General features: G+C 44.9%; 19 protein-coding genes and 1 pseudogene. 7 read left to right on the top strand and 13 right to left on the bottom strand.

Annotated features, from left to right (window positions below):
• Positions 1–111: 111 nt before the first annotated feature.
• Entirely contained in the window at positions 112–1260 is a 1149-nt protein-coding gene (locus tag QUA34_RS08140) for a Re/Si-specific NAD(P)(+) transhydrogenase subunit alpha (RefSeq protein ID WP_333331059.1), read from the bottom strand.
• Positions 1261–1700: 440 nt separating this feature from the next.
• Between QUA34_RS08140 and QUA34_RS08135 the strand changes: the two genes are divergently transcribed.
• Together QUA34_RS08135 and QUA34_RS08130 are read left to right on the top strand one after the other, a co-directional pair.
• The gene (locus QUA34_RS08135) at positions 1701–2213 is read left to right on the top strand and encodes a DUF2808 domain-containing protein (RefSeq protein WP_333331062.1); all 513 of its coding nucleotides are present in this window, start codon (positions 1701–1703) and stop codon (positions 2211–2213) included.
• A gap of 290 nt (positions 2214–2503) precedes the next feature.
• On the top strand, positions 2504–3775 hold the full coding sequence (locus QUA34_RS08130; protein WP_333385513.1) for an MFS transporter: 1272 nt from the start codon (positions 2504–2506) through the stop codon (positions 3773–3775).
• Between the two features lie 207 nt (positions 3776–3982).
• On the opposite strand, the gene QUA34_RS08125 is transcribed toward QUA34_RS08130, so the two are convergent.
• The 9 genes from QUA34_RS08125 to QUA34_RS08085 form a co-directional block, all read right to left on the bottom strand.
• Positions 3983–4750 (bottom strand): ATP-binding cassette domain-containing protein, encoded by a 768-nt coding sequence (locus QUA34_RS08125; protein WP_333385510.1) that lies wholly within the window; start codon positions 4748–4750, stop codon positions 3983–3985.
• An 86-nt stretch (positions 4751–4836) separates the two neighbouring features.
• Positions 4837–5715 carry a glycine--tRNA ligase subunit alpha gene (glyQ, locus tag QUA34_RS08120; protein ID WP_333226794.1) on the bottom strand — a complete coding sequence of 293 codons (879 nt, stop codon included), beginning with the start codon at positions 5713–5715 and terminating at the stop codon, positions 4837–4839.
• Between the two features lie 127 nt (positions 5716–5842).
• Positions 5843–6130, bottom strand: a complete 288-nt coding sequence (locus QUA34_RS08115; protein WP_333331070.1) for an NfeD family protein — start codon at positions 6128–6130, stop codon at positions 5843–5845.
• Positions 6131–6242: 112 nt separating this feature from the next.
• Positions 6243–6530, bottom strand: coding sequence for an NfeD family protein (locus tag QUA34_RS08110; protein ID WP_333238460.1), 288 nt, complete (start codon positions 6528–6530; stop codon positions 6243–6245).
• 916 nt (positions 6531–7446) lie between these two features.
• On the bottom strand, positions 7447–7917 hold the full coding sequence (locus QUA34_RS08105; protein ID WP_333331074.1) for a GNAT family N-acetyltransferase: 471 nt from the start codon (positions 7915–7917) through the stop codon (positions 7447–7449).
• Entirely contained in the window at positions 7917–8546 is a 630-nt protein-coding gene (locus QUA34_RS08100) for a restriction endonuclease subunit R (RefSeq protein WP_333385506.1), read from the bottom strand. The genes QUA34_RS08105 and QUA34_RS08100 overlap by 1 nt, the downstream gene beginning before the upstream one ends.
• Before the next feature lie 43 nt (positions 8547–8589).
• The gene (locus tag QUA34_RS08095; RefSeq protein ID WP_333330863.1) at positions 8590–9642 is read right to left on the bottom strand and encodes a DUF1611 domain-containing protein; all 1053 of its coding nucleotides are present in this window, start codon (positions 9640–9642) and stop codon (positions 8590–8592) included.
• 91 nt (positions 9643–9733) lie between these two features.
• Positions 9734–10549 carry a Uma2 family endonuclease gene (locus QUA34_RS08090; protein WP_445242807.1) on the bottom strand — a complete coding sequence of 272 codons (816 nt, stop codon included), beginning with the start codon at positions 10547–10549 and terminating at the stop codon, positions 9734–9736.
• Between the two features lie 31 nt (positions 10550–10580).
• A complete protein-coding gene (locus QUA34_RS08085) occupies positions 10581–11651 on the bottom strand; it encodes a dipeptide epimerase (protein ID WP_333385504.1) in 1071 nt (356 codons plus the stop codon).
• A 121-nt stretch (positions 11652–11772) separates the two neighbouring features.
• Between QUA34_RS08085 and QUA34_RS08080 the strand changes: the two genes are divergently transcribed.
• Entirely contained in the window at positions 11773–12486 is a 714-nt protein-coding gene (locus tag QUA34_RS08080; protein WP_333385502.1) for a hypothetical protein, read from the top strand.
• A gap of 48 nt (positions 12487–12534) precedes the next feature.
• Positions 12535–12981 (top strand): NADAR family protein, encoded by a 447-nt coding sequence (locus tag QUA34_RS08075; protein WP_333385499.1) that lies wholly within the window; start codon positions 12535–12537, stop codon positions 12979–12981.
• Between the two features lie 454 nt (positions 12982–13435).
• Here the strand turns inward: QUA34_RS08075 and QUA34_RS08070 are convergent, their stop codons facing one another.
• Positions 13436–14140, bottom strand: coding sequence for a hypothetical protein (locus QUA34_RS08070; protein WP_333385496.1), 705 nt, complete (start codon positions 14138–14140; stop codon positions 13436–13438).
• A 190-nt stretch (positions 14141–14330) separates the two neighbouring features.
• The gene (locus tag QUA34_RS08065; RefSeq protein ID WP_333385493.1) at positions 14331–14600 is read right to left on the bottom strand and encodes a hypothetical protein; all 270 of its coding nucleotides are present in this window, start codon (positions 14598–14600) and stop codon (positions 14331–14333) included.
• A gap of 377 nt (positions 14601–14977) precedes the next feature.
• Between QUA34_RS08065 and QUA34_RS08060 the strand changes: the two genes are divergently transcribed.
• From QUA34_RS08060 to QUA34_RS08050, 3 genes and pseudogenes are all read left to right on the top strand, one after another.
• A complete protein-coding gene (locus QUA34_RS08060; RefSeq protein ID WP_333385490.1) occupies positions 14978–18031 on the top strand; it encodes a tetratricopeptide repeat protein in 3054 nt (1017 codons plus the stop codon).
• Positions 18032–18197: 166 nt separating this feature from the next.
• Positions 18198–18872: pseudogene (locus QUA34_RS08055) on the top strand (Uma2 family endonuclease).
• Positions 18873–18987: 115 nt separating this feature from the next.
• Positions 18988–20337, top strand: coding sequence for a 16S rRNA (cytosine(967)-C(5))-methyltransferase (locus QUA34_RS08050; RefSeq protein ID WP_333385487.1), 1350 nt, complete (start codon positions 18988–18990; stop codon positions 20335–20337).
• Positions 20338–20360: 23 nt separating this feature from the next.
• Here the strand turns inward: QUA34_RS08050 and QUA34_RS08045 are convergent, their stop codons facing one another.
• Entirely contained in the window at positions 20361–22943 is a 2583-nt protein-coding gene (locus tag QUA34_RS08045) for a penicillin-binding protein 1A (RefSeq protein WP_333385484.1), read from the bottom strand.
• Positions 22944–23135: the final 192 nt, after the last annotated feature.

Raw genomic sequence — 23135 nt, 5'->3', positions numbered from 1 at the left:
AAAAAGCCTTTTTTGGAGATATTTAACCAGTTCTTCAGTCCTCTTAAGAGGACTTTAGCTTTGAGGCAGGGGTTTCAACCCTTGCCGGACTTTGCCTCATAACGACAGAATCTAACTGACTGCTGAAGCCTGAGCGGCCAAAGCATCCCGCACCCGCTGGTTACTAATTTCGCCATCGCGAGCCACACAGGAACCAGCAATGATATCGTCTTCAAAATTCAAATTCAGTTCCTTATCTTTCACCATCAACTGAAGTAAAGAGGAGATATTCTTCGAGTAAGTTTCGCTAGCGTGGACAGGCATAGACGACGGCACATTAATCGGGCCGATGACATTAACGCCGTTCCATTCAACATCTTTCCCCGCTTCCGTGCATTCGCAATTGCCGCCTTGTTCGCCCGCGAGGTCAACAATTACCGATCCGGGCTTCATTTGAGAAACCATTTCTCTAGTAACTAAAATAGGTGCTTTTCTGCCGGGAACTTGAGCGGTTGTAATAACTGCATCGGAAGCGCTGACGTGTTGGGTGAGCACTTGGCGGGTGTATTCTTTGGCTGCTTCTGATAGTTCTTTTGCATAGCCTCCGGCGGCGACGGTTTCTTCCTTGAGTTCGACATCAAGGAATTTAGCGCCCAAACTTTGTACTTGTTCTTTTGTTTCCGGGCGGATGTCGAAAGCTTCGACTACCGCACCCAAACGACGTGCCGTGGCGATCGCCTGCAAGCCAGCAACGCCCACACCCATTACCAATACTTTCGCGGGGCGAATTGTACCCGCCGCCGTTGTCAGCATCGGAAAATACTTTGGCAAAGCTGCCGCTGCGATCAGTACCGCTTTGTAACCGGCGACGTTACCCTGAGACGACAGCGCATCCATGCTTTGAGCCCGGCTGGTGCGCGGGATCATTTCCATGCTGAATGCCGTTACTTGGCGATCGGCTAAACGCTGCACTAAAGCTGGATCTCCCAGAGGATTCAAAAATCCGATGAAAACTCCTCCTTCCCGGAGTTGATGAACTTCTGATTCTTGCAAGGCCCCGATTTTCACGACGACATCGGCTTCGCCCCACAGCCTAGCGGTATCGGCGACAACCTGAGCTCCCGCTTCTTCGTAAGCAAGATCCGAGAAAAAGGATTGTGCGCCGGCACCGGCCTCAACCCAAACTTCTACGCCCTGTTTGACTAATCGGGCTACAGCGTCGGGGACTAATGCCACCCGGCGTTCGCCTGCTGCTATTTCTTTTGCGATCGCTAATTTCATGAACTCTCCTTATTTAAGCCTTCCTAGGACGGTTGAAACCGCGCCTACACAGACAAAACCTGCCTCCGCAGGTTTCTTGAAGTGCGATTTTTAATCGCCCGATGCCTTGCTTTACATTGAAGCAGCCGTTGCCCTAAACTTCTCTCGTTGATACTAAAGCCGATCGCTCAAATTCGACCCGTATCTTTAACTTATCTTATACATTCAAATTCGCTAAATGGTTAAGTTTGCCACCGATTATGATATAATTTTATGTCGCCTACTTCTGTAGTTTGAATGTCTGTTATCAGTATTACGCAAAAATTACGCAAAAAAAAGTGACCTCAGCCGGCGATCGCCCTCATCAAATTGCTGAGACATTCGATATATTGTAGGCACGATCGCAAATTTCGGGCGAGCAATATTTAAGGTTCACCAAGAGTTTAATTAGAGGAGTTGTTATGCGACGATTATTTTCAGCACTAGCGGTTACAGGTTGCTTGGTGGCTGGATTACCCGCCATCAGTTTAGCCCAGTCCATGCCAGGATTCACGATTTTCGGCGGCCCCGATCGTGCCAACCAATTAAGCTATCGCTTGGATTACGGTACACCGGGGATGAGTGGCGATAGATATCGGCTGCGAATTCCTTCCAAAAAAGTAACTTTGGCGATCGCCCAACTGAACATATCCTATCCAGACTACTACAAAGGCGAATTTGACCAAAAAGACATTAAAGTGCGCGTCAAAGACAAAACAATAGAATTGCAAGAAGTAATCTGGGACAAAGAAAATCGATTCATAGAAATTTATCCCAAAGAACCAATTCCTGCAGGCAACAATGTTGAGGTTGTACTCTCCAACGTCAGAAACCCATCTCCCGGCGGAATGTACCATTTCAACGTCCGCATCCGCACCCCCGGTGACGTACCCTTGCTGCGTTACCTCGGCACTTGGCTGTTGAGCATTAATTGAGGGAAGAGTTCGGGGAAGGAATTTCTCGTTAGTCAAGCGATCGCGACAGAAAAATTTAAATGTGGCGATCGTTTTGCTACGGGCAAAAATTTAACAATACTTAAATCCTGGTTTTCGGGAGTTGTAAAATAGAACCTTCGGCTCATATCGCAATTCTCAATGATTCGTAATAATGAGTCTAGGGGCAGTCCCCCGATGGTTGCCCTTCGCTAATTAGGGGTAGGTCCAGGGGTGCTACCCCTAAAAAATGTTTACAAATCAAATAGGCTTGCTCTAGCCGTACTTGCAGCATGAATCTACTAGCAAAAATCAAAACAATACCAATTCCTCCAGCGCTGCGATCGAGAAATTATCGCCTGTTTTTTGCAGGACAAGGCATCTCCCTAATTGGGAATTGGATGACGCAAGTCGCTACTATTTGGCTTGTCTACAATTTGAGCGATTCACCTTGGATGCTCGGTGTGGTGGGATTTACAAGTCAAATACCCACATTAATTTTACTGCCTTTTGCAGGAGTTTTAATCGATCGCTGGAACCGCCACCGAGTCCTAATTGCCACTCAAATATTAGCAATGGTTCAATCCTTAGCGCTAGCATTTTTAGCCCTAACAGGAGTCGTTAACATTTGGCAGATCGTGGTACTGAGTTTCTTCCAAGGTGCAATTAACGCCTTTGACGCGCCGGCACGGCAAGCTTTTGTGCCGGAACTTGTAGAAAAGAAAGAAGATTTAGCAAATGCGATCGCCCTCAACGCTTCCATGTTCAACGGCGCCAGATTAATCGGCCCAGCAATTGCAGGTTTGCTGATAGCTACAGTGGGGGCAAGTTATTGCTTTCTCATTGACGGACTCAGCTACATCGCTGTAATTGCAGGCTTATTAGCGATGCAGATCAAATCCCGAAAAATTGCCGCCACTAATACCAAACCCTTACAAAGATTAAAAGAAGGATTCGTTTATGCCTTCGGGTTTCCCCCGATTCGAGCAATTTTACTGCTATTAGCATTAGTCAGTTTTGCCGGAATGTCCCACACAGTTTTAGTCCCTATTTTTGCCACCAAAATTCTGCAAGGCGACGCCCAAACCCTCGGCTTTTTGATGGCATCTTCAGGAGTCGGAGCCTTTGGGGGGGCGATTTATTTGATTTCGCGCAAAAGTGTAGTTGGCCTCGGCAAATGGATTGCGATTTCACCGGCAATTATGGGATTCGGACTGATAGGTTTTGGTTTGTCCCATGTCTTGTGGCTGTCATTAATCATGATGTTGTTCGTGGGGTTTGGTTTCATTTTGCAATTTGCAGGAGGAAACACATTTTTGCAAACAATTGTGGAAGACGACAAACGCGGAAGAGTGATGAGCATATACACGATGGCATTTTTTGGAGTGACACCGTTTGGGAATTTAGTTGCCGGCGGATTGGCCAATTATATCGGCGCTCCCAACACAGTCATCATTGGAGGTATAATTTGTGTTTTAGGCTCGATAATTTTTACCAAACAGTTGCCAGCTTTAAAAAACTTAGTCCGACCACTTTATCAAAAAATGGGTTTAATTTCGCACTAGGGATTTAGTGTAAAATCACAAATGCCAACATTAAACAACATTCCCAAAGCTAATATCTGACTGTCTCTCTCTCTAGCAATCCTCAACAACTTGTAAACTTCTCTCTTTCCCTCTTATCTTCTCTTTCTCTGCGCCCTCTGCGCCCTCTGCGGTTAAAACATCCAAATTAATTACGCAACCCCTCGCAGAAAGTGTTTTTGAGCTTGTTTACCATTCTTGTTGGGCTTCTGCTTCTGCTTGGATTAAATTTTGCCGCAGTTGCACCCAATTTATTTGATGAGAGGGCGAGTCTTCGATCAGCTTTCCGCGCTGTAAATGCAGAATTCGCGTGCTAAATTGCTCGGCTAATTCTAATTGATGGTTTACCATTACAATTGTGGTTTGGCCGTTTGTTAGCTGTGTCAATACTTGCAAAAGGTGGGCGGCTTTTCCGGCGTCTAGGGCGGATGTTGGCTCGTCTAAAAGCAAGATTTTTGGTTGCAGGATGATGCCGCGGGCGATCGCCACGAGCTGTTTTTGGCCTGTGGAAAGCTGGAATTCGCTGCGATTGAGCCATTCTTGAGGTATGTGCAGTTGTTCGATCGCCCCGCTAATTCTCTCAGCAATGTTTGATGCAGTCACGCCCCGCAGCTTCAAAGGATAAGCCAATGCTTCTCGCACCGACATTCCCAAAAGCTTGGATTCTTGCAGGATGAGGGTGATTTGTTTGCGAAGTTCGATCGCAGGTATGTGGCGATATTCTGTATTTTCCAGATAAATCGAGCCGCTGGTGGGACTGCTGAGGCGATTTAGCAACCGCAACAGCGTTGTTTTCCCCGCACCTGAAGGGCCAACAATTGCCACGCAAGATCCCTTCTGTACCTGAAACGAGATATTTTCCAATAAGTAGCTTGAGGCGATCGGTGTTTTCAAGCTTACACCCTCAATTCGCAGTTGAGGATTTGTTTCTGTATTATTTTCCGAATAAGTAGGCATTTAATTAATTAAAAATATGACCTTCGTGGAACGGGCATCTTGCCCGTTGTTGAGGCAGGCAAGATGCCCGCCCCACCAACTAAAACTCAAACTTTTACAGATTTTTCTAAAGGAAAACCAAGCTTTTCGCGCTGTTCCAAATAAAGCTGAGCAACTCGCCGCGCCAAGTTGCGAATTTTGGTGATGTAGCGGGTTCTTTCCGTTACCGAAATCACACCTCTAGCGTCGAGTAAATTGAATGTGTGAGAACATTTTAACACATAATCAAGACTAGGCAAAACCAAGCCTTTTTTGGTCAATTGTTCGGCTTCTTGCTCGTACAATCCAAAGAGAGTAAACAGCAATTCTGGATTAGAAGCTTCAAAGTTATAAGTACACTGTTCTATTTCTCCTTGCAGGTGAACGTCGCCGTAAGTGATGCCATCTTTCCACTGAATTTTCGTCATGGCATCGACTTCTTGGAGATACATTGCTAGGCGTTCTAGTCCATAGGTAATTTCAATGGAGACGGGGCGACAGTCAATGCTACCGCACTGTTGAAAGTAGGTAAATTGGGTGATTTCCATACCATCGAGCCAGACTTCCCAGCCCACGCCCCAAGCTCCGAGGGTGGGCGATTCCCAGTTATCTTCTACGAAGCGAATGTCGTGGTCTTCTGGGCAAATTCCTAATGCTCGGAGGGAGTCTAAATAGATGTCTTGGATGTTGGGAGGAGAGGGTTTAATTAAAACTTGATATTGATAGTAATGTTGGAAGCGGTTGGGATTTTCGCCGTAGCGTCCGTCGGTGGGGCGGCGACAGGGTTCGATGTAGGCGACTGACCAAGGTTCGGGGCCGATTGCTCTGAGAAAGGTGTGGGGATTCATGGTTCCTGCACCTTTTTCTGTGTCGTAGGATTGGGCGATCAGGCATCCTCGATCGCTCCAGAATTTGTTTAAGGTGGCAATAACTGATTGAAAGTTCACTGGTTTAAATATGGCTAGTATGTGTCTCAACTTATTTAAGCATATAAAAGGCAGGGTTTATTTGCATAAACCCTGCCGAAATCAGATATGGGTGTGAAAAGTTAGGCAGTTTGGATCGAGTTCTGATTTAGTCTGCCGGAGCGAGGGAAACTAACAGAGTGATGTTGTCAACGCCGATGACATAAACCGTGTCTCCCGGTGTGAGGGTGATTTGGTGATCGCACCGTGCGGGCCACCAGCTACCTTGGAAGCGGACGCGACCTGTTTGATTCGGGTAAATCGATTCATCCACGACAGCTTCTTCGTTGAAATAGTTAAAATTGGTGTTGATGTAGTTATCCATTAACATATTCTTTTCTGTGCTGTAGGTGTGAGTAGAAAAAATTGAACCGAAAGCTTTTATTACGTTGAACATTTTCCTGACTCCTTTTGTATTAAAATATATTGAAGTTTACTCGCCTATTTATGCTCTTTGAAAAGTAGCATTTCCTGGTTGAGATGTATGACCAGGTTGTTCATGCTCTGATTTAGTCTGCGGGAGCGAGGGAAACTAACAGAGTGATGTTGTCAACGCCGATGACATAAACGGTGTCTCCCGGTGTTAGGGTGATTTGGCGATCGCACCGTGCGGGCCACCAGCTACCTTGAAAGCGGACGCGACCTGTTTGATTCGGGTAAATCGATTCATCGACGACTGCTTCTTCGTTGAAATAGTTAAAATTGGTGTTGACGTAATTTTTGATGAGCATATTGTTAGCGGCGCTGTATCCTTGGGTAGAGAAAATCGAGCCGAAAGCTTTTACTACGTTGAACATGATATTTACTCCTGTGGTGTTAAAATATATGGATGTGTAATTGTCTGTTTATGCTATTTGAGAGGCTGCATTTCCTCTGTTAAGATTGATTGCCTTGATATTTCATTGTTCTTGCCTTCCGTGGTTTTATCAGGATAAAAGGCCAAGAATTTTTGAAATGTTGAGGGGATTTCAGAAGCGGTTGCGGGGAGTCAAAATTCAGTAATTCCGAGGTATTGAATTAAGGATTTAATGGTTGAGTAGTTGGGGGGATTTACCTTAAGGGTAGATGTGGTTAGCTACATTAGAGATTGTCTGATTCCGCATTACTGCTGCTGTGAAAATGTTTTATTTTTGGGTTTTATGTTTTGATTGGGTTGTGACTCCCTTGCTTTACATTTACTAATTTGCCAGGAGTCGAATGTCTTTGGTGCGATCGCCAGTCCACTTTCCGAGTCTGGTACTGGCACAGGACACTTTCCAACCTGCAAACAACGGTTTTGCAACGGTTTTTGCCTAGCTATCAGGCTGCTGGGTGTGCCAATTTAGCCAACTGGACTACCGCGAACGGTGAATTATGAACTTACGCAGTCTCGATCGCCCAATCCGGAATATCCATATATATCTAGTCGGTGACTTACGCACCAAACGGCTAAAAACCTGGTTTCTGACACCCTGTGCGCCATTAGGGGCCCGTAAGCGGATCGGTGATATCAGCAAGTAAACTTGGCAACTCACCCACCCTGCCCATGCGATGTTGATTTGTACCTACCTATTTAGGCATAGACAATAGGCGATCGAGATTGACGCAGATATCAGGAGGCGGTAGGAGTGTTTGATCGATGCAGGTCGATCGCACATTGTTATCTAATTATTGAACAGGTCAAAGTTAAAATCCATTCATAAATTCAGAATCTTAAATTCATAAAAGTCATAATTATAGAGAACCTGCTTGATACTGCATAATTGTTACAGGAATTCTGAATAAAGTTTTAGCTAATTGAGACAAACCGAACTTGAATTTAAGCGACTCCGGCAATTCTTGTACGGAAACTTCTCCGAAGCCAAAGCGAGTATAAAATGATGCAAGTCGCTTTCCCAAACATTCTAAATATAGCGGTTCTGTAGCTTGTTGAATTAAATATTTTGTGAGGTAGCTTCCCAAACCTCGATCGCGCCAATCTTTCGCCACCACCAAACTGCCCAATTCTTGCGCGCCCGCAAAGTTCCGCAACTGCCCGCAAGCTGCCAATTTTCCCTCGCATTCTATCACCCAGAATTGCTCCCAGCGTAACTGAGTTGGATCGAGTTTGGCGCTCCACACTAACATTCTAATTGATTTGATGTCTTGAGCTGAGGCTGGGCGGAGGGCGCATTCAGACGGTAAGGAAACAGAAATTTCAGTCATTAGTTATAGTTGGTAACTACAGCAGCGATTCGTTTAAAAATGCGGAATACCTCGTAAAAGTCTTGGGCGCGATCGATTACGAACTCATAAGATAAAGCGTACTGCGGAGTGTCTTGTTTAATCAATTTAAGGAATCTGAAGTTGCTGCCATTTGTCAGAAGCCCAAAAGTTGGTCTGTCTGGATTGGGGTTACTCAGCATATACAACAGTAGCTGCGGAAGTCCTGTCTCAAGGGAGTATTGAGCTCGCTTGGCTTCGATTGCCACAACCCAAAAAGATTCCATTAAAAGCAGAATATCAATGCTTCCTCTGACAAGTATATCTTCATCCACTGTAACCAGTTCCACCGATTTTTCTGACTCTATGTGAAAGGGAGTCAAGAAGAAACCTGCTAAAAATAGCAAGGGAGCCAGTACCACCATTTTTACGGTATCTTCTATCATGGGGTACTCGGCACTGTTAGTATAGCCAGCCTTTACTTTGTCTAGATATCGCTTTTCTTCATCAGTAATTTCTGGTAAATCGTCAATCCACTCCGGGAAAAATTGCTCGTCTTCTGCAAGTTGCAAGCTAAATTTGGTTTTGACCTCACGCAGTGTTAGTATTTTTGCTTGAAGTGATTGTGTCATAGTTTTCTGTAGCGATTTGCTAGTTGTAATTTAGTGTACCAGATCAACTGTCGATGATCGCCTCCAACAACACCTCCGCACCAAACCTTACCGGATCGGTACAAGGCAACCCCGTTTCTGCTTGAACTTCAGCTATTGCTAACAGCGCATCTGCCTCATTTAAGTGATGAGTGTTGAGGGCGATCGCGCTCACTTTTCCCCCTGCAAAAGCACCCGCAGCAGCAGCTAACATTTCGTACAATTCAATTACTTTTGATAGCCTGGGAATCGATACGTGGGGGTGATTGCGAATGCTAGTTTGTCCGGCTCTGTGGGCTAAAATTAAGTGAGTTGGCTGCGAACCCCGCAACAGCGGCAGAGTCGCCGTCGAACCTGGATGCAATAGCGAACCTTGCCCTTCTACGTGCAGAATATCGCATTCAGAACCCAATTTAATCACCATTTGTTCGACAGCTCCAGCCGCGAAATCAACTCGCACGGCATCCAAAGGAAGGCCTTCATTTCCGATCATTAAACCCGTTTGTCCAGTTGCTAAAAATTTGGAACGCAAACCCCGCCGCAAGCAAGTGCGATTGAGTTCCAGACTGGTTGACATTTTGCCAACGCTCATATCTGTGCCGACAGTTAATACGCGGCGACAACTTAATTTAGTGGCGGCGGCAGAGGCGATCGCACCGACAGATTTCGGTTCCTGACGCACGTCCCAAACCCATTGATTTTCGGTTAAAGGAACTGTTATCAAAGGTGCAAGTTGCGCGTGCAAACCGTTGACCACTGACAAACCTGCTGCTACCGCTTGATTAATTTCTGGCAGCCACTCAGCAGGCAAAACACCGCCGGAAGGAGCGATACCAATTAGCAGAATATTCGGCGCAAATTGCAGTGCTTCTGCAACGGAAGCAACTATCGGTACTTCTTGAGGAATGCCAGTTAATTCAGGTAAAGATTGTCCGGCACATTGGCGGTCTATTACGGCTACAATTTGTGCTTCGCTGTAGCGTAAAAATGCTAAACCTGTTTTGCCTGAAGACCCAATAATTCCCTCGTGCAGCAGGATTGCAACTTTACCATTGTTGATCGGATAGTTTTTAGTCATTGATTCACTTTTGATATGGCCGATTTTAGATTTTAGCTTCAATCTAAAATCTAAAATCTAAAATCGATTGGGTGTTAGCTGTGATTTGGGATTATTGGTTCAGGGTAAGATCATTCGGATCTTCTCCCAATTCTCGCAATCTGGCCTCTAGTCGCGAGGCTCGCTGGCGTTCCTGTTCCGCTTGCTGTTGAGCGGCTTCCGCTTGTTGTTGAGCGGCTTCCGCTTGTTGTTGAGCGGCTTCCGCTTGTTGTTGAGCGGCTTCCTCCGGCAACAAAACTAAATTGCCAGATTCGTCGAAAAAACGCACCCAAGTTGCTGTTTCTCGATCGACAATTCCTTCCCAAGTGCCCAACCAAAAACCTAACGTTTCGCACCACAGCCAACCCTGCTCGTTGGGCACTAACGGCTGATAGCGCAGGTTGGCATCTAAACGCCATCCTTGCAAAGAATTCGGCTCGAAAGGATCGAAAACAAAGTAATCAGGAGTTCTAAAAACCTGCTCGTAAATATCCTTTTTTTTGCCTGTATCCTGATTTGCCGTTGACGGCGACAGCAGTTCCACAATGACATCCGGGTAACGTCCGTTTTCTTCCCAAACTACCCAGCCTTGTCGGGAAGTATTGCTGTCAACACCCAACACAGCGAAAAAATCCGGGCCTCGGAAATCCTGATTCCGAATCTGTTTAGCGCTGTAATAAATAAACATATTGCCACCGACAAAAAAATCGTTTCGGTTAGCTAAACCTTGTTCTACGGAACGGATTAAAACGGTCATTGCTATACGGTGGCGGTTGCTTTCCATTTCTGCACCATCATCAAAAATTAAATCAGTCGGTGGCTTGTGTTCTTCAAAGAAAAGCTTGGCTTCTCTATCAATTTGCTCTCCTATTGATTCCACTGGCATCATACTATCTCCAGATGTGTTTTGAGCGATACTTCTATTCTACAATCTCAACTAGCTGCACTCCCAATCCCGATCGCCCGTTTGGCAGCAAACACCCATTTTCGACGATCGCACCGGTGAAAGGATCGTCTAATAAATTTAAGTGACTGTCCAAATCCAAATAGTCAGCTAGGGGTGAAAGTTGTGCTGCTGCTGTATTTGCGATCGCGCTATCTGAATAGCAGCCAAACATTACTTGCAAATGGCAGGCTTTTGCTGTGTGAATCATCCGCATTGCTTCAGTCAATCCGCCTGACTTCATCATTTTGATATTGATGCCGTGGACGCAGTGCGCTAACTTGGGTATATCGGAACTATTAAAGCAACTTTCATCCGCAAAAATTGGCAGGGGCGATTGACGGTACAGTTCTGATAATTCATCCATATCGGCGACGGGTGAAAGCGGCTGTTCGACATAATTTATCGGGTATTTTTCCAGCCAGCGACACATTTCGATCGCGCTGTTTAAGCTCCAACCGCCGTTAGCATCTACACTGATTTTAAGGTTAGGTGGTGCTTCCTCTAGCACTGCTATTAACATAGCTTTGTCGGCTTCGATTCCTGCGGGATTTCCTAATTTAACCTTAACGGCGCGGTATTTGATACCTGCTGGATCTTTGCCAAACCAATCGCGCACTCTTTCTCTTGCACCAGAGGGGGAATTAATGCCGATTGTGACGGAGGTGGGGACGATGCGCGATCGATCTAATCCCCACATTTTCCACAGCGGCAAGCCTGCTTTTTTGCCCAGCCAGTCGTGCATTGCCATGTCGATGCCGGCGCGGGCGGCTGAGGGTAAGTTGACCTCTGTTAATACTTGTTCGATTTTTTGGCGATCGAACGGAGTCAACTTTTCTAGCAGCGGTGCAACTTCCTGCAATGCAGCTAGCAGCATTTCGGTAGTTTGGGGCCGAGAACCTGTGGAAAAGGGCGATGCTTCTCCCCAACCTTCGATTCCTTCGTGTGCTAATTTTACCCATAAATTCGTACTTTGGGCTGTTGTACCGCGACTGATGGTAAGGGCAAACCGCTTGCGGACAGTGAAAGTTTCAATTTGAACGTGCATTGTCAGTGATTGGTAATTTTTTCTAAATAAAAATCCGAGGTGGCGGATTGTGCAGCTCTTGCGATTTGTAACTTTTTACTTTATAGTTTGATTTTGCTTGTTCTAGTTTATCAAAAACTTGATGAAATTCCTTATTTCTGTTTCGCCGAAGAGAGTTGCCTTCTCTCTCAGCATTTGGGTGCTCTTCTTTGCTGTTGCTGGTTGCATCGTACAAGTTCTGCGCTACGGTTTTAACTATCAAGAACGCTGGATTAGTTTGTTTAACTTAGACAGAGAAATAAATTATCCTTCGTGGTACTCGTCATTTACTTTGCTGTTTTGCGCGATTTTGCTAGGTATTATTGCTAGTGCTAAGAAGAAGCAGGGCGATCGGTATTTTGGACACTGGAAAGCGCTGGCGTTGATGTTTGTATTTTTTTCTTTAGATGAAATATTGAGTCTGCACGAAATATTAATTATTAACGACTTGCGAAAGGCACTGAATTTAGGGGGAATTTTTTACTTCATTTGGGTAATTCCTGGGGCGATTTTTGTTGGGGTTACTGCGCTGGCTTATCTCAAGTTTCTCCGGCACCTACCCCGGAAAACAAGGGACTTTTTCTTACTAGCAGGCAGTATATATGTGGGTGGAGCACTTGGCATGGAAATGGTTACTGGCTATTATGCAGATGCGGTAACTAAACGAAACTTGATATACGGTTTGATGGTTTGTGTTGAGGAAATTTTGGAAATGGTAGGGGTGATCGTATTCATCTACGCCCTGCTGTCTTACATCGGTTCCCATCTTGAAACTATTGATTTGCGGTTGAAGATAGTGGATAATCCACAGAGGTAAAACTGACGATAAACCAAGATTATTAACGAAATTGAAATCGCAGACTTTATGGCTATCTACTTCTACACCACTGCCAGCGAATACGGCTGTTTTTCTAATTTTTCCAGTCATGGATTCGAGTTAGACGGAGAATATTGGCCAACTACCGAGCATTATTTTCAAGCACAAAAGTTTCCCAAAACGGCTCATTGTGACCAAATTCGCCACGCAAAAACACCGAAAGATGCCGCAAAAAGGGGACGTGATCGCTCTCGTCCCCTCCGTAAAGATTGGGAAAAAGTAAAAGATGATATCATGCGAAAAGCCGTACTCCGCAAATTTGAAACTCATCCCGAAATTAGAGAAATTTTACTAGCTACTGGCGATGAGGAAATAGTCGAAAATTCCCCTATTGATTACTATTGGGGTTGCGGTAAAGATGGCACCGGCAAAAATATGTTGGGCCAGATTTTAATGGAAGTAAGGGAAATATTGCGAAAACGCACGTCAGAGTAAAACATAACTTAAATTTCCCAAACTAAAGCAGGACTTATTTAATCCTAAGTCCTGCAATGCTCCTAAGCGAGCATTTACTCAATTTTCTTAAATACTGAACTTAAAAATCGGTCTGAGGAACTGTCAAAACTTGTGTCAATCTCGTCGGGCTGTTCTAGTAGAGGGTTTAGCCTCTCCTCAGAGACTGCGAAGCAGGGGAAACGGTAAAAACCCTGCACCACTTTTTTTGTTTTAACAACTACTCTCAACCGGAATTAACTTTTCTCGTCGCAAGTACAGCATTGTTAGCCCGTCGCCTCCCGGACACCGTTCCCCTAAGGTTGGCGATTCACAGGTAAAACAGCAAAACACCTGTTCTGGTTAAAGTTTGTTTTTTATTGATGCTGTATCTTTACTATTGTGTACGATTTGTGGAAAGTGTCAGCAGTGCTACAGAATTCTTTACATTTGTGATTTATTTGGATACCATCGCGCCACTCTGTCGCAGTTGCTGTTGAATTTTGTTAAATTCTTTCTGTTCTGCGCTTAGCAAACTATTGTCGATCGGCGATCGCATATCCCACTGCAATTCGGACAATAACAACAAACAGCCGGCCATAATTATTCCTGTGGTTAGATATTGCCAAGGTGCAACAAATGTTAATACAGGTATGCTAAATAAATGAGTTAGTCCAATCAGGAGAAAAGTGCGCGATCGCAAACCTAATCCCGTCAACAAATAGCCGATCGCGCTCAACCCCAACCACAAATCGCAAAGGTGCAGCAACAAACTTCCCCAACCGGCAAAAATACTGCAATCGGTCAAAACCAAACCAGTTATCATCAAAATCGCCCAAGAGTAAAGAATCCAGCTAACTCGCTCAACTCTTACCCAAAACAAAGTCAAAACAGCCATTACCGTAGTGCCAATTAGAGTCAAAGTTGACCACAAAATCGCCTGAAAGCTCCAACTGATGGGGAAAAACTGAGCCGTAAAAAAAATCCCCCCTGTCACCAAACCCCAAAGCAGAAAAGTTTGGTCGATGCGGGTATAAAGCCCTGAGAAAAGAGTAATATTTCCAATTTGCCAGCGGAGTTGCAACAGGCCATCGAGGTCTTGTACGTCGAGATGTTCCTGTTTGCAGCGGATTAGGGGTTCGGAGGCGTTGAAAAAGGTCATCCAGTGTTGGGGAAAGTATGAAGTTTTGTGTATTGTAACAAGTCTTAAGGAATATTTTTTATATTTTTTATTGTTCCGAGGCTCTGCCTGGGGACGCAGATTTGGAGGCTCTGCTTGCTGTTTTCCTGAGCAACCGAAGAGGCAGAAGGCTGCGTTAAGCTTTGGACTAACGCAGCCTTGAGGTTTGAGTTCAAGCAAGTCTCCAATTCTTATCAGTAGGAGAATAAATGAAGGCAACATTCACAAGAATTGAGCCATCTTTTTTACCTGTAGAGTAAATTTGCCACGTACCTGTGGGAACCTGCCGCAGATACGGTTTATTTTTCCTTAGCCGATCGTAGATTGAGCTTTTTGAGCATTTGGTATATTCGGCGGCACGTTCAACATTGCAGCCCATTTCCACCAAAACTGCGATCGGCTGGGTGAACAAATTGAGCTGTTCGCTGTTATAATTAGTCATGAGAAATCCTCGGTCTATATAGACCATAAACAACATCAGAGTGCTACTGCTTGCAGCCAGTGGCTCCCGAAAAAACTGATAAGCAATTGAGAGCGTCTCTAGTACCACCTAGGGGCGCTTGTTTGCTTGTTAAGGGCAGTCTAACACTGCTTTTAAAAATATACAACAGTTTTGACGTATTTCTTCTAAAGCTATGGTAAATTAGACGTATAACTTCTACAAGCCTTGTCTAACAAGCATTTTCTCCTTCCCGGCTCTGCCTGGGGACGCTGATCCGGAGGCTCTGCCTCCTGTTTTCCTCTGCAACCGACGAGGCAGAGCCTCTAGATATCGGTTCCCAGGCACAGCCGGGGAACCAGTTAAACCCAATAGATATTATGAAAAATACATTTATCTCTCGATTTACTCCGAGCTTGATGTCACCAGAAACCCTGGAAGCTATCTTAGTACAGCGTCACGGATTAGCAGAACGTTTAGTAGAGCTAATTCGGGTGAGCGCCCTAACAGATAACAAGCATTTTCAACTACTAATAGGGCCGCGCGGCATTGGCAAAACGCACTTGGTTTCCCTGATTTATCACCGCGTATACAACATGGAAGATTTGCGGGATAAATTGCTAATTGCGTGGCTGCAGGAAGAGGAATGGGGGATTGCGTCTTTTTTGGATTTATTGCGGGGAATATTCCGGGCACTTGCTAAAGAATATGAGCCAGAATATAAAGCTGAGTTACATGATGATGTTGAAAAGCTTTATGATTTGTCGCCGGAGCAAGCTGAATTTAAGGCCGCAGAATTGCTGAGAAACTTTGTTGGCAAGCGGGTGCTGTTGTTGATTGTCGAAAATTTAGAGGACGTGTTTAGCGGCTTGGGGGATTTCGGGCAGAAGCAGTTGAGGGGGTATATTCAAAATTATTCATTTTTGACAATTTTGGCAACATCACAAAGCTTGTTTGATGGAGTCAAGCACTCTAATAATCCTTTTTATGATTTTTTTGATTTACATGAATTAGATGAGTTTAAGCTCGATGATGCTGTAGCTTTATTAAATCATATTGCCACGTTAGAAGGAAATAATGATTTAGCATCTTTTATTCAAACTCCCACAGGTCGCGATCGCATTAAAGTTGTGCATTACCTTTCTGGCGGCAGTCCTCGCGTCTATATTGTTTTTTCGGCTTTTCTGATGACTCCTGAATCGCTCGATAAATTGGTAGAACCGTTCATGCAAATGCTGGATAGCCTCACGCCCTACTATCAGGATCGGATGAAATATCTATCAAATCAGCAGCGAAAGATTGTTGACTTTTTGTGCGATCGAGGTGGTGCTGCACCAGTAAAAGAAATTGCTAAACGCTGTTTTATTGAGCAGCGAACTGTATCTAGCCAACTTAAAGATTTGCGAGATAAGGGTTATGTCAAAACTGAAGAAATAGGACGAGAGTCTTGGTATGAATTGCGGGAACCCTTGATGCGTTTTTGTCTGGAGGTAAAGAAGCAGCGAAATCAACCGATTCGATTAATTGTGGATTTTATTCGGGTTTGGTATACGCGGAAAGAATTGCAGCAGCGATTGGGATTGAGGATGGCGGATGTGGATTTGGCGGAGAAAGAAAGTCATTTTATGTATCGGCAAGGTTTGAAACCGATTCCACCTGATGCTGTGATGGAACGAGAATATTATACGCGGGCGCTTGAGGCTATTGAGAGAAATGAGGAAGACCCGCGTCTGAAGGCTTATTTTGATGAAATTGAATATTGTATTGAAGAGAAAGACTATGTTTCGGCTTTAGCATATGCGGAAAAATTGGTAGCAAGTCGGGGTGAGGCCAAGGATTGGTCGGTAAAGGGATACTGTTTAAGTAGGCGGGAATGGTACGATGAAGCTTTGGAATGTTTAGATAAAGCTATTGAAATCGATTCCAATTATAAAATCGTTTGGAATCTACGAGGCGATGTACTCAAAAGCCTCGAACGCTATGATGAAGCCTTAGTATCCTTAGATAAGGTGATCGAACTTGATCCCAATTATCAGTCGGCTTGGGCTAAGCGAGGCGATGTACTCAGCAACCTCAAACGCTATGAAGAAGCTTTAGCATCTTTCGATCGGGCGATCAATCTAGACCCCAACCATGAAGCAGCTTGGGTGATGCAAGGCGGTGTATTCTATAAACTCGAACGCTACGAAGAAGCTTTAGCATCCTTTGATAGAGCGAGCGAACTTGATGCCAATCTTCAGTCTGTTTGGGCTTTACGAGGCTATGTACTCCATCACCTCAAATGCTATGAAGAAGCTTTAGTATCCTTTGATAGAGCGATTGAACTTGGTGCCAATTATCATGAGATTTGGGTATTACGAGGTAATATACTCAACAACTTCAAACGCTACGAAGAAGCCTTAGAATCTTTTGATAGGATGATCGAACTTGATGCCAATGATAAGTTAGCTTGGCGTATCCGAGGCCATGTACTCAACAACCTCAAACGCTATGATGAAGCCTTAGAATCCTTAAATCGGGCGATAGACCTTGAGGCCAACGATCCGTGGAATTGGGCTAATCGAGGCAATGTACTCAATAACCTCGAACTCTATGATGAAGCTTTAGTATCCTTCGATCGGGCGATCGAACTAGATCCCAATTATCGATGGGTTTGGGTTAATCGAGGCGGTGTACTCAACAACCTCAAACGCTATGATGAAGCCTTAGTATCTTACGATAGCGCGATCGAACTAGATGCCCATCTTCAGTTGACTTGGACACTTCGAGGCGATGTACTCAGCAACCTCGAACGCTATGAAAAAGCCTTATCATCTTACGATCGGGCGATCGAACTAGATGCCAATTATCAGTCGGCTTGGACACTTCGAGGCGATGTACTCAACAACCTCAAACGCTATGATGAAGCTTTAGCATCCTTTGATCGAGCGATCAAACTTGGTTATAAAGACTCATCTGTCTTCTTCAACCGTGCCATTGCCATTCTCGGATTGAATCGCTGGGATGAAGGCATCGCCGCCTTAGACGACGCATTCCAACGCCTAGAACCAGGCGATGAAGCTGATGCAGATGATGCCGAGTTAATTACCCGCAACCTGTTCGCAAACACCCAGGATGCAGCGATATGGAAAAATCGCATCACCAGCTTAATTGCAGTTTACGAAAAACACCAATATCTCTCAATCTTAGGACAGGGAATTGTGCGAAATATCCCCGCGCTAATGTCAGAAATGGTAAGCGACCAAGCCGCACGCACTTGGTTAGAATTGTGGCAAGAACTAACCAGCAAGTACGAAGAATTCCAAATTCCCATCCGACTGCTGGATGCGGCTGTCCGCTATAAGGAAACCAAGGGCGACAGACGAGTTTTGCTAGAACTTCCCATAGAAGAACGCAATTTATTAGAACCATTGGTGTCAACAAAACCAGAATAAGTAAAACAGGACTTACGCACTCCGACAAAGAAACCGGGTTTTTTACCTAATCTGCCGATTGCAACGAAGTCTTTTCGTGAAAAACCCGGTTTCGGGGCCCCCTGCGTAAGTCCTATAAAATAGATATAAAATAGAAATTGATGCTACTAGCAATGGAGTCATCCCCATGACAACAACAATTCCCACTCAAACTTGGCCAGAAATCATCTACCCAGACAGCGACGGAAAACCCATGTCTGACAATACCAAACAGTTCCAATTAATTGTAAAAATTCAAGGCGGAATAGATGCCTTATTCAAACACAACGAAAATGTCTTTGTAGCAGGTGATTTGCTGTGGTATCCCGTCGAAGGAGATAACAAAACTCGCCAAGCACCTGATACTATGGTAGTCTTTGGCAGGCCCAAAGGTAACAGAGGTTCCTACCAACAGTGGCTTGAAGATAATATTGCGCCGCAAGTTGTATTTGAAATCATTTCCCCTGGCAACCGCATGACAGCAATGTTTAAGCTGTTTAAGTTCTACGAGAATTAGGGAGTCGAAGAATATTATGTCTACGATCCAGAGGATAATGAGTTAATGGGTTGGGTGCGAAGTGACGGACAACTCAACTATATTGAATCAATGGAGGGTTGGGTAAGTCCGCGTTTGCAGACACGTTTTGAAACTGCATCGGGAGATTTAGAAATTTATCGTCCCGACGGACTAAAGTTTTTGTCTTATGTGGAGTTGTCAAGACAAATGGAACAAGAACGACAGGAGAAAGAGTTAGTACAGCAAAAAGCCGATCGCCTTTCAGAAAAACTCCGAGAAATGGGCATAAATCCAGAGGACATTTGAGATTATAATAGTCCTCGAATCACGGGCGATCGGAAAAGGGGTTTTTCACCAAATCTGCGGGCTGTAATGCGTCTTATCGTAAAAAATCCGGTTTTTAGAACCCCATATCTTAACTATGCAAAATCCCCGCCAAATCGCCTTTCTCGCACTCCGCGAAGTCCACCGCCGCGGTGCATTCGCAGATGCCGCACTCGATCGCGCTTTCAGCAATTCTCAACTCAACGACCTCGATCGGCGTTTAGTGACAGAATTAGTTTACGGTAGCGTCAGGAGAATGCGATCGATCGACTTCATCATCGACAAACTAGCAACAAAGAAATCCTCCCAACAACCACCGGAACTCCGCACCATCCTACATTTAGGCTTATATCAACTCGAATATCTCAACCAGATTCCCCCCTCCGCCGCCGTCAACACCACCGTTCAACTAGCAAAAGAAAACGGATTTTCAGGACTCAGCAGTTTTGTCAACGGTTTGTTGCGCCAATACATCCGTTTAACAGATAACGACTTAAACCCATTAACAGTTACTAATTATAAATCAACCGTTGAACGCCTAGGAATTCTGCACAGCTTCCCCGAATGGCTGGTGAAATTGTGGATCGAACAAATAGGTGAAACCGAAACCGAACAACTCTGTGAATGGTTCAACCAATCCCCCACTATTGACCTGAGAATCAATCCCTTAAAAAGCTCGATCGCCCAAATCGAAACCGCCTTCAAAACCCACAACATCTCAACTAGCAGAATCCCCAACTTGCCCCAAGCATTAAGACTAAATGGCAGCATCGGCGCAATTCAAAACCTCCCCGGATACAGCGAAGGTTGGTGGACAATCCAAGACAGCAGCGCTCAATTAGTCACCCATTTACTAGGGCCCCAGCCAGGGGAAACTATCATCGACGCCTGCGCCGCACCGGGGGGAAAAACCACCCACAGCGCCGAATTAATGCAGGATACAGGCACTGTTTATGCCTGCGATAAAACCGCCAGCAGACTCAAAAAACTTAAAGAAAATGCAGACAGACTCCAGATGAAATCCATTAAAATTCATACCGGAGACAGCCGCCATTTCCCAGAGTTTGTTAACCTCGCAGACAGAGTTTTACTCGACGCACCTTGTTCTGGCCTCGGAACCCTCCACCGCCGCGCCGACGCCCGCTGGCGCCACACGCCCGAAAACATTCAACAACAATCTCAACTGCAATCGGAATTGCTAGCAAATGCAGCGAGATTTGTCAAGTCCGGCGGCGTATTAGTTTATGCAACTTGCACGATTCATCCCTTGGAAAATGAAACAGTTATTCGATCGTTCTTAGACAGCAATCCTAACTGGCAAATCGAACCGCCAACAATTGATTTACCAGTACAGCCATCACCCGAAGGATGGGTGAAAGTGTGGCCGCACAGACATCACATGGACGGCTTTTTTATGGTGAGGCTAAAGCAATTGAAAAAGGAGTAAAGTCCTTACTCCAAACCGATAGTTTAATATCCCGGTTCTTGATAAGCTGGCTCTTCATAAGCCGGCTCTTGATAAGCTGGCTCTTCATAAGCCGGTTCTTGATAAGCTGGCTCTTGCCACTCGCGATACCGGGGTTGAGGATTGGGATTGTAAGGTACGATCGCACCATCCTCATTCACAATCATCCCCCGAATAATCCTCTTAGGCTCCACCGGTTTAGCCTTAATACTGCCCTTGCGGCCCTCCAACTTCGGCAACTTCGGAAACTTCTCAACCGGCATTCCCTTAACAGCTTGACTCATAAAATCGCGCCAATTGTAGGCCGCCGTACCGCTAGTTCCCCAAGTCGGATAATTATCATCATTCCCCAGCCAAACCCCAGTCACCACCTGTGGAATGTAACCAATAAACCACAAATCCCTGACATTTTCCGAAGTACCAGTTTTGCCGGCTACAGCGCGATCGTTTAAAGCCGCAGGCCCCCCCGTACCGTCTTGCACAACACCCTCCAACATCCAAGTAGTAATCGCAGCACTATCCTTATCCAAAACCCGCTTCGGTTTAAAATCAGCCTGATAAATCACATCTCCCCGCTGATTAATCACCCGCTTAATTCCGTGGGCTTCAATAAAATTTCCTTGCGCGGCTAAAGTACCGTAAGCATTGGTTAACTCCAGCAAATTCACTTCCGAAGAACCCAAAGCTAGGGAATAAATCGGACTCAATTTCGTTTTAATTCCCATATCGTTGGCTACCTTGATCGCCGGTTCAAACCCCACATCCATCAACACCTTCACAGCTACGACATTCACCGAACGCGTCAAAGCATCAGAGATCGATCGCCAACCGCTAAATTTTTTGCCATAATTATTCGGTTGATAGCCGTCGATAATAATTGGTTCGTCTTCGTAACCGTCATAGGGAGAAAAACCAGCCGCCATCGCCGCGGCATAAATTAACCCTTTAAACGTCGATCCGGGCTGCCGCAAAGCCTGCGTAGCGCGATTAAATTCACTTTCCTTAAAATTTCCACCTCCTACCAGGGCCTTAACTTCCCCAGTCTTAGTGTCCATAGAAACTAAAGCGGCCTGTTCAAAACCCTGACGGCGGCCATCAACTTCGATCGCATTTTTAACAACCTGTTCCGCTATTTTCTGCCACTTCAAATCCACCGTCGTCTCGACAGTCAAACCGCCAGCTTCCAAAGCATCCTGAGAAACATAGCGCGGCAATTCCTTCCGAATGTAACTAGCAAAATAAGGCGCGACCACTTTAAATCGCTTCGGCGGACTTGGTTTAACGGCAATAGGTTCCGCCATCGCCTCCTTCGCCTCAGCCTCTGTAATTACCTTCGCTTCCTGCATTTGTTGCAGCACAAGATTGCGGCGTTGCTTAGCAATATCGGGATTAACTAAAGGCGAATATTCGCTCGGTGCCGGCGGCAAACCCGCCAAAGTTGCCATCTCTGCCAAAGTTAATTTATCGACTGTTTTGCTAAAGAAAACCAAAGCTGCATCTGCCACTCCGTAGGCATCCGAACCCAAATAAACCAGATTTAAATATCTTTCTAAAACTTGGTCTTTACTCAACTCCCGCTCTATTTTCTGAGCTAAAAGAGCTTCCCGAACCTTCCGCCTAATACTTCTTTCCTGATTAAGAAAAACAACGCGAGCCAATTGTTGCGTAATTGTACTGCCGCCCTGCACTAAATCTCTCGCTATCAAATTAGAAACAATCGATCGCACAATACCTTGATAATCCACCCCGCGATGTTGATAAAAACGGCGGTCTTCTATGGCAATAAAAGCTTGAACCAAGAGTTCGGGAATTTCTTTAAGTTTCAGTTTATCTCTAGTTGCAGGCCCCGACTGCAACAAAATCGTATTATCGGAAGCCTTAATTGTCAGCGTTCCGTCGCGGTTAAACGCTGACAAATCGTTAACATCCGGCAAACCTTTGTCTAATGTGTACAAAATCCATAAACCGTAGATTAAAGCGCCCCCGCCTATACTTGCCACACCTAAACTTATCCAAAATCTAGGGCGGCGGGGGATACGTTTTTTAGTATTTTCCTGCGGTGCGCTATTTTCCTGTAGTGCCGTATTTATCTGCAGTTGGGTGTTCGGCGATGCGCTATTTTCCGGCAATTCGCTACTATCCGATTTTTGGGGTGATTTAGTTCCCAGCAAACTTAATCCCGGCCGCAACAATTCTTTTCCCTTGGTTTGCAAGCTGGTAACTTGAGGTTCAATTTCCAACCAAGCAATTAAGCGCTTCAACCCTTGCCAATTGCGATTGACTATTGGATATCGAGCGTATTCTGGCTCTAAATATTCTGACTCTAAATATTCTGACTCTAAATATTCTGACTCTAAATATTCTGATTCTTGTAGAGGTGCAGCATCTTCTGATACCACATACTCGGATCGCTCATCCCTTGTCCGTGTAGAAAATTCCGCCTTGGATTCCGGCGAGTTGAGCTTATTGCCCTTCGCATCCTTCGGCGGTTCTCGATCGGAATTACCGCTTATTGCGTTAGTGACTTTGCTCAATGTATCTTTGATATTTGAGAAAAATTCTGCCACGATCAGACCTTCAAACCTCATCAAGTCCGATTAAAAATTAAAAATTAAAAAAGCTAGCCTTCTTCAATTCTTAATTTTTAATTCGACATTTTTTCTTGAATAACACGCTGCCTTGAATTAGATTTTTTGAATTCAAAACTTTTGAATTCAAAACTCAAAATTCAAAACTTTTCTTAACGCTGCAGAACTTGGTATTTTTTTGAGAAGTGAATT

This window comes from Microcoleus sp. POL10_C6 (genome assembly GCF_036701585.1).
Taxonomy (GTDB): Bacteria; Cyanobacteriota; Cyanobacteriia; order Cyanobacteriales; family Microcoleaceae; genus Microcoleus.
The sequence above is the reverse complement of the archived record's forward strand: the minus strand, read 5'-3'. Positions and strand labels throughout refer to the sequence as shown.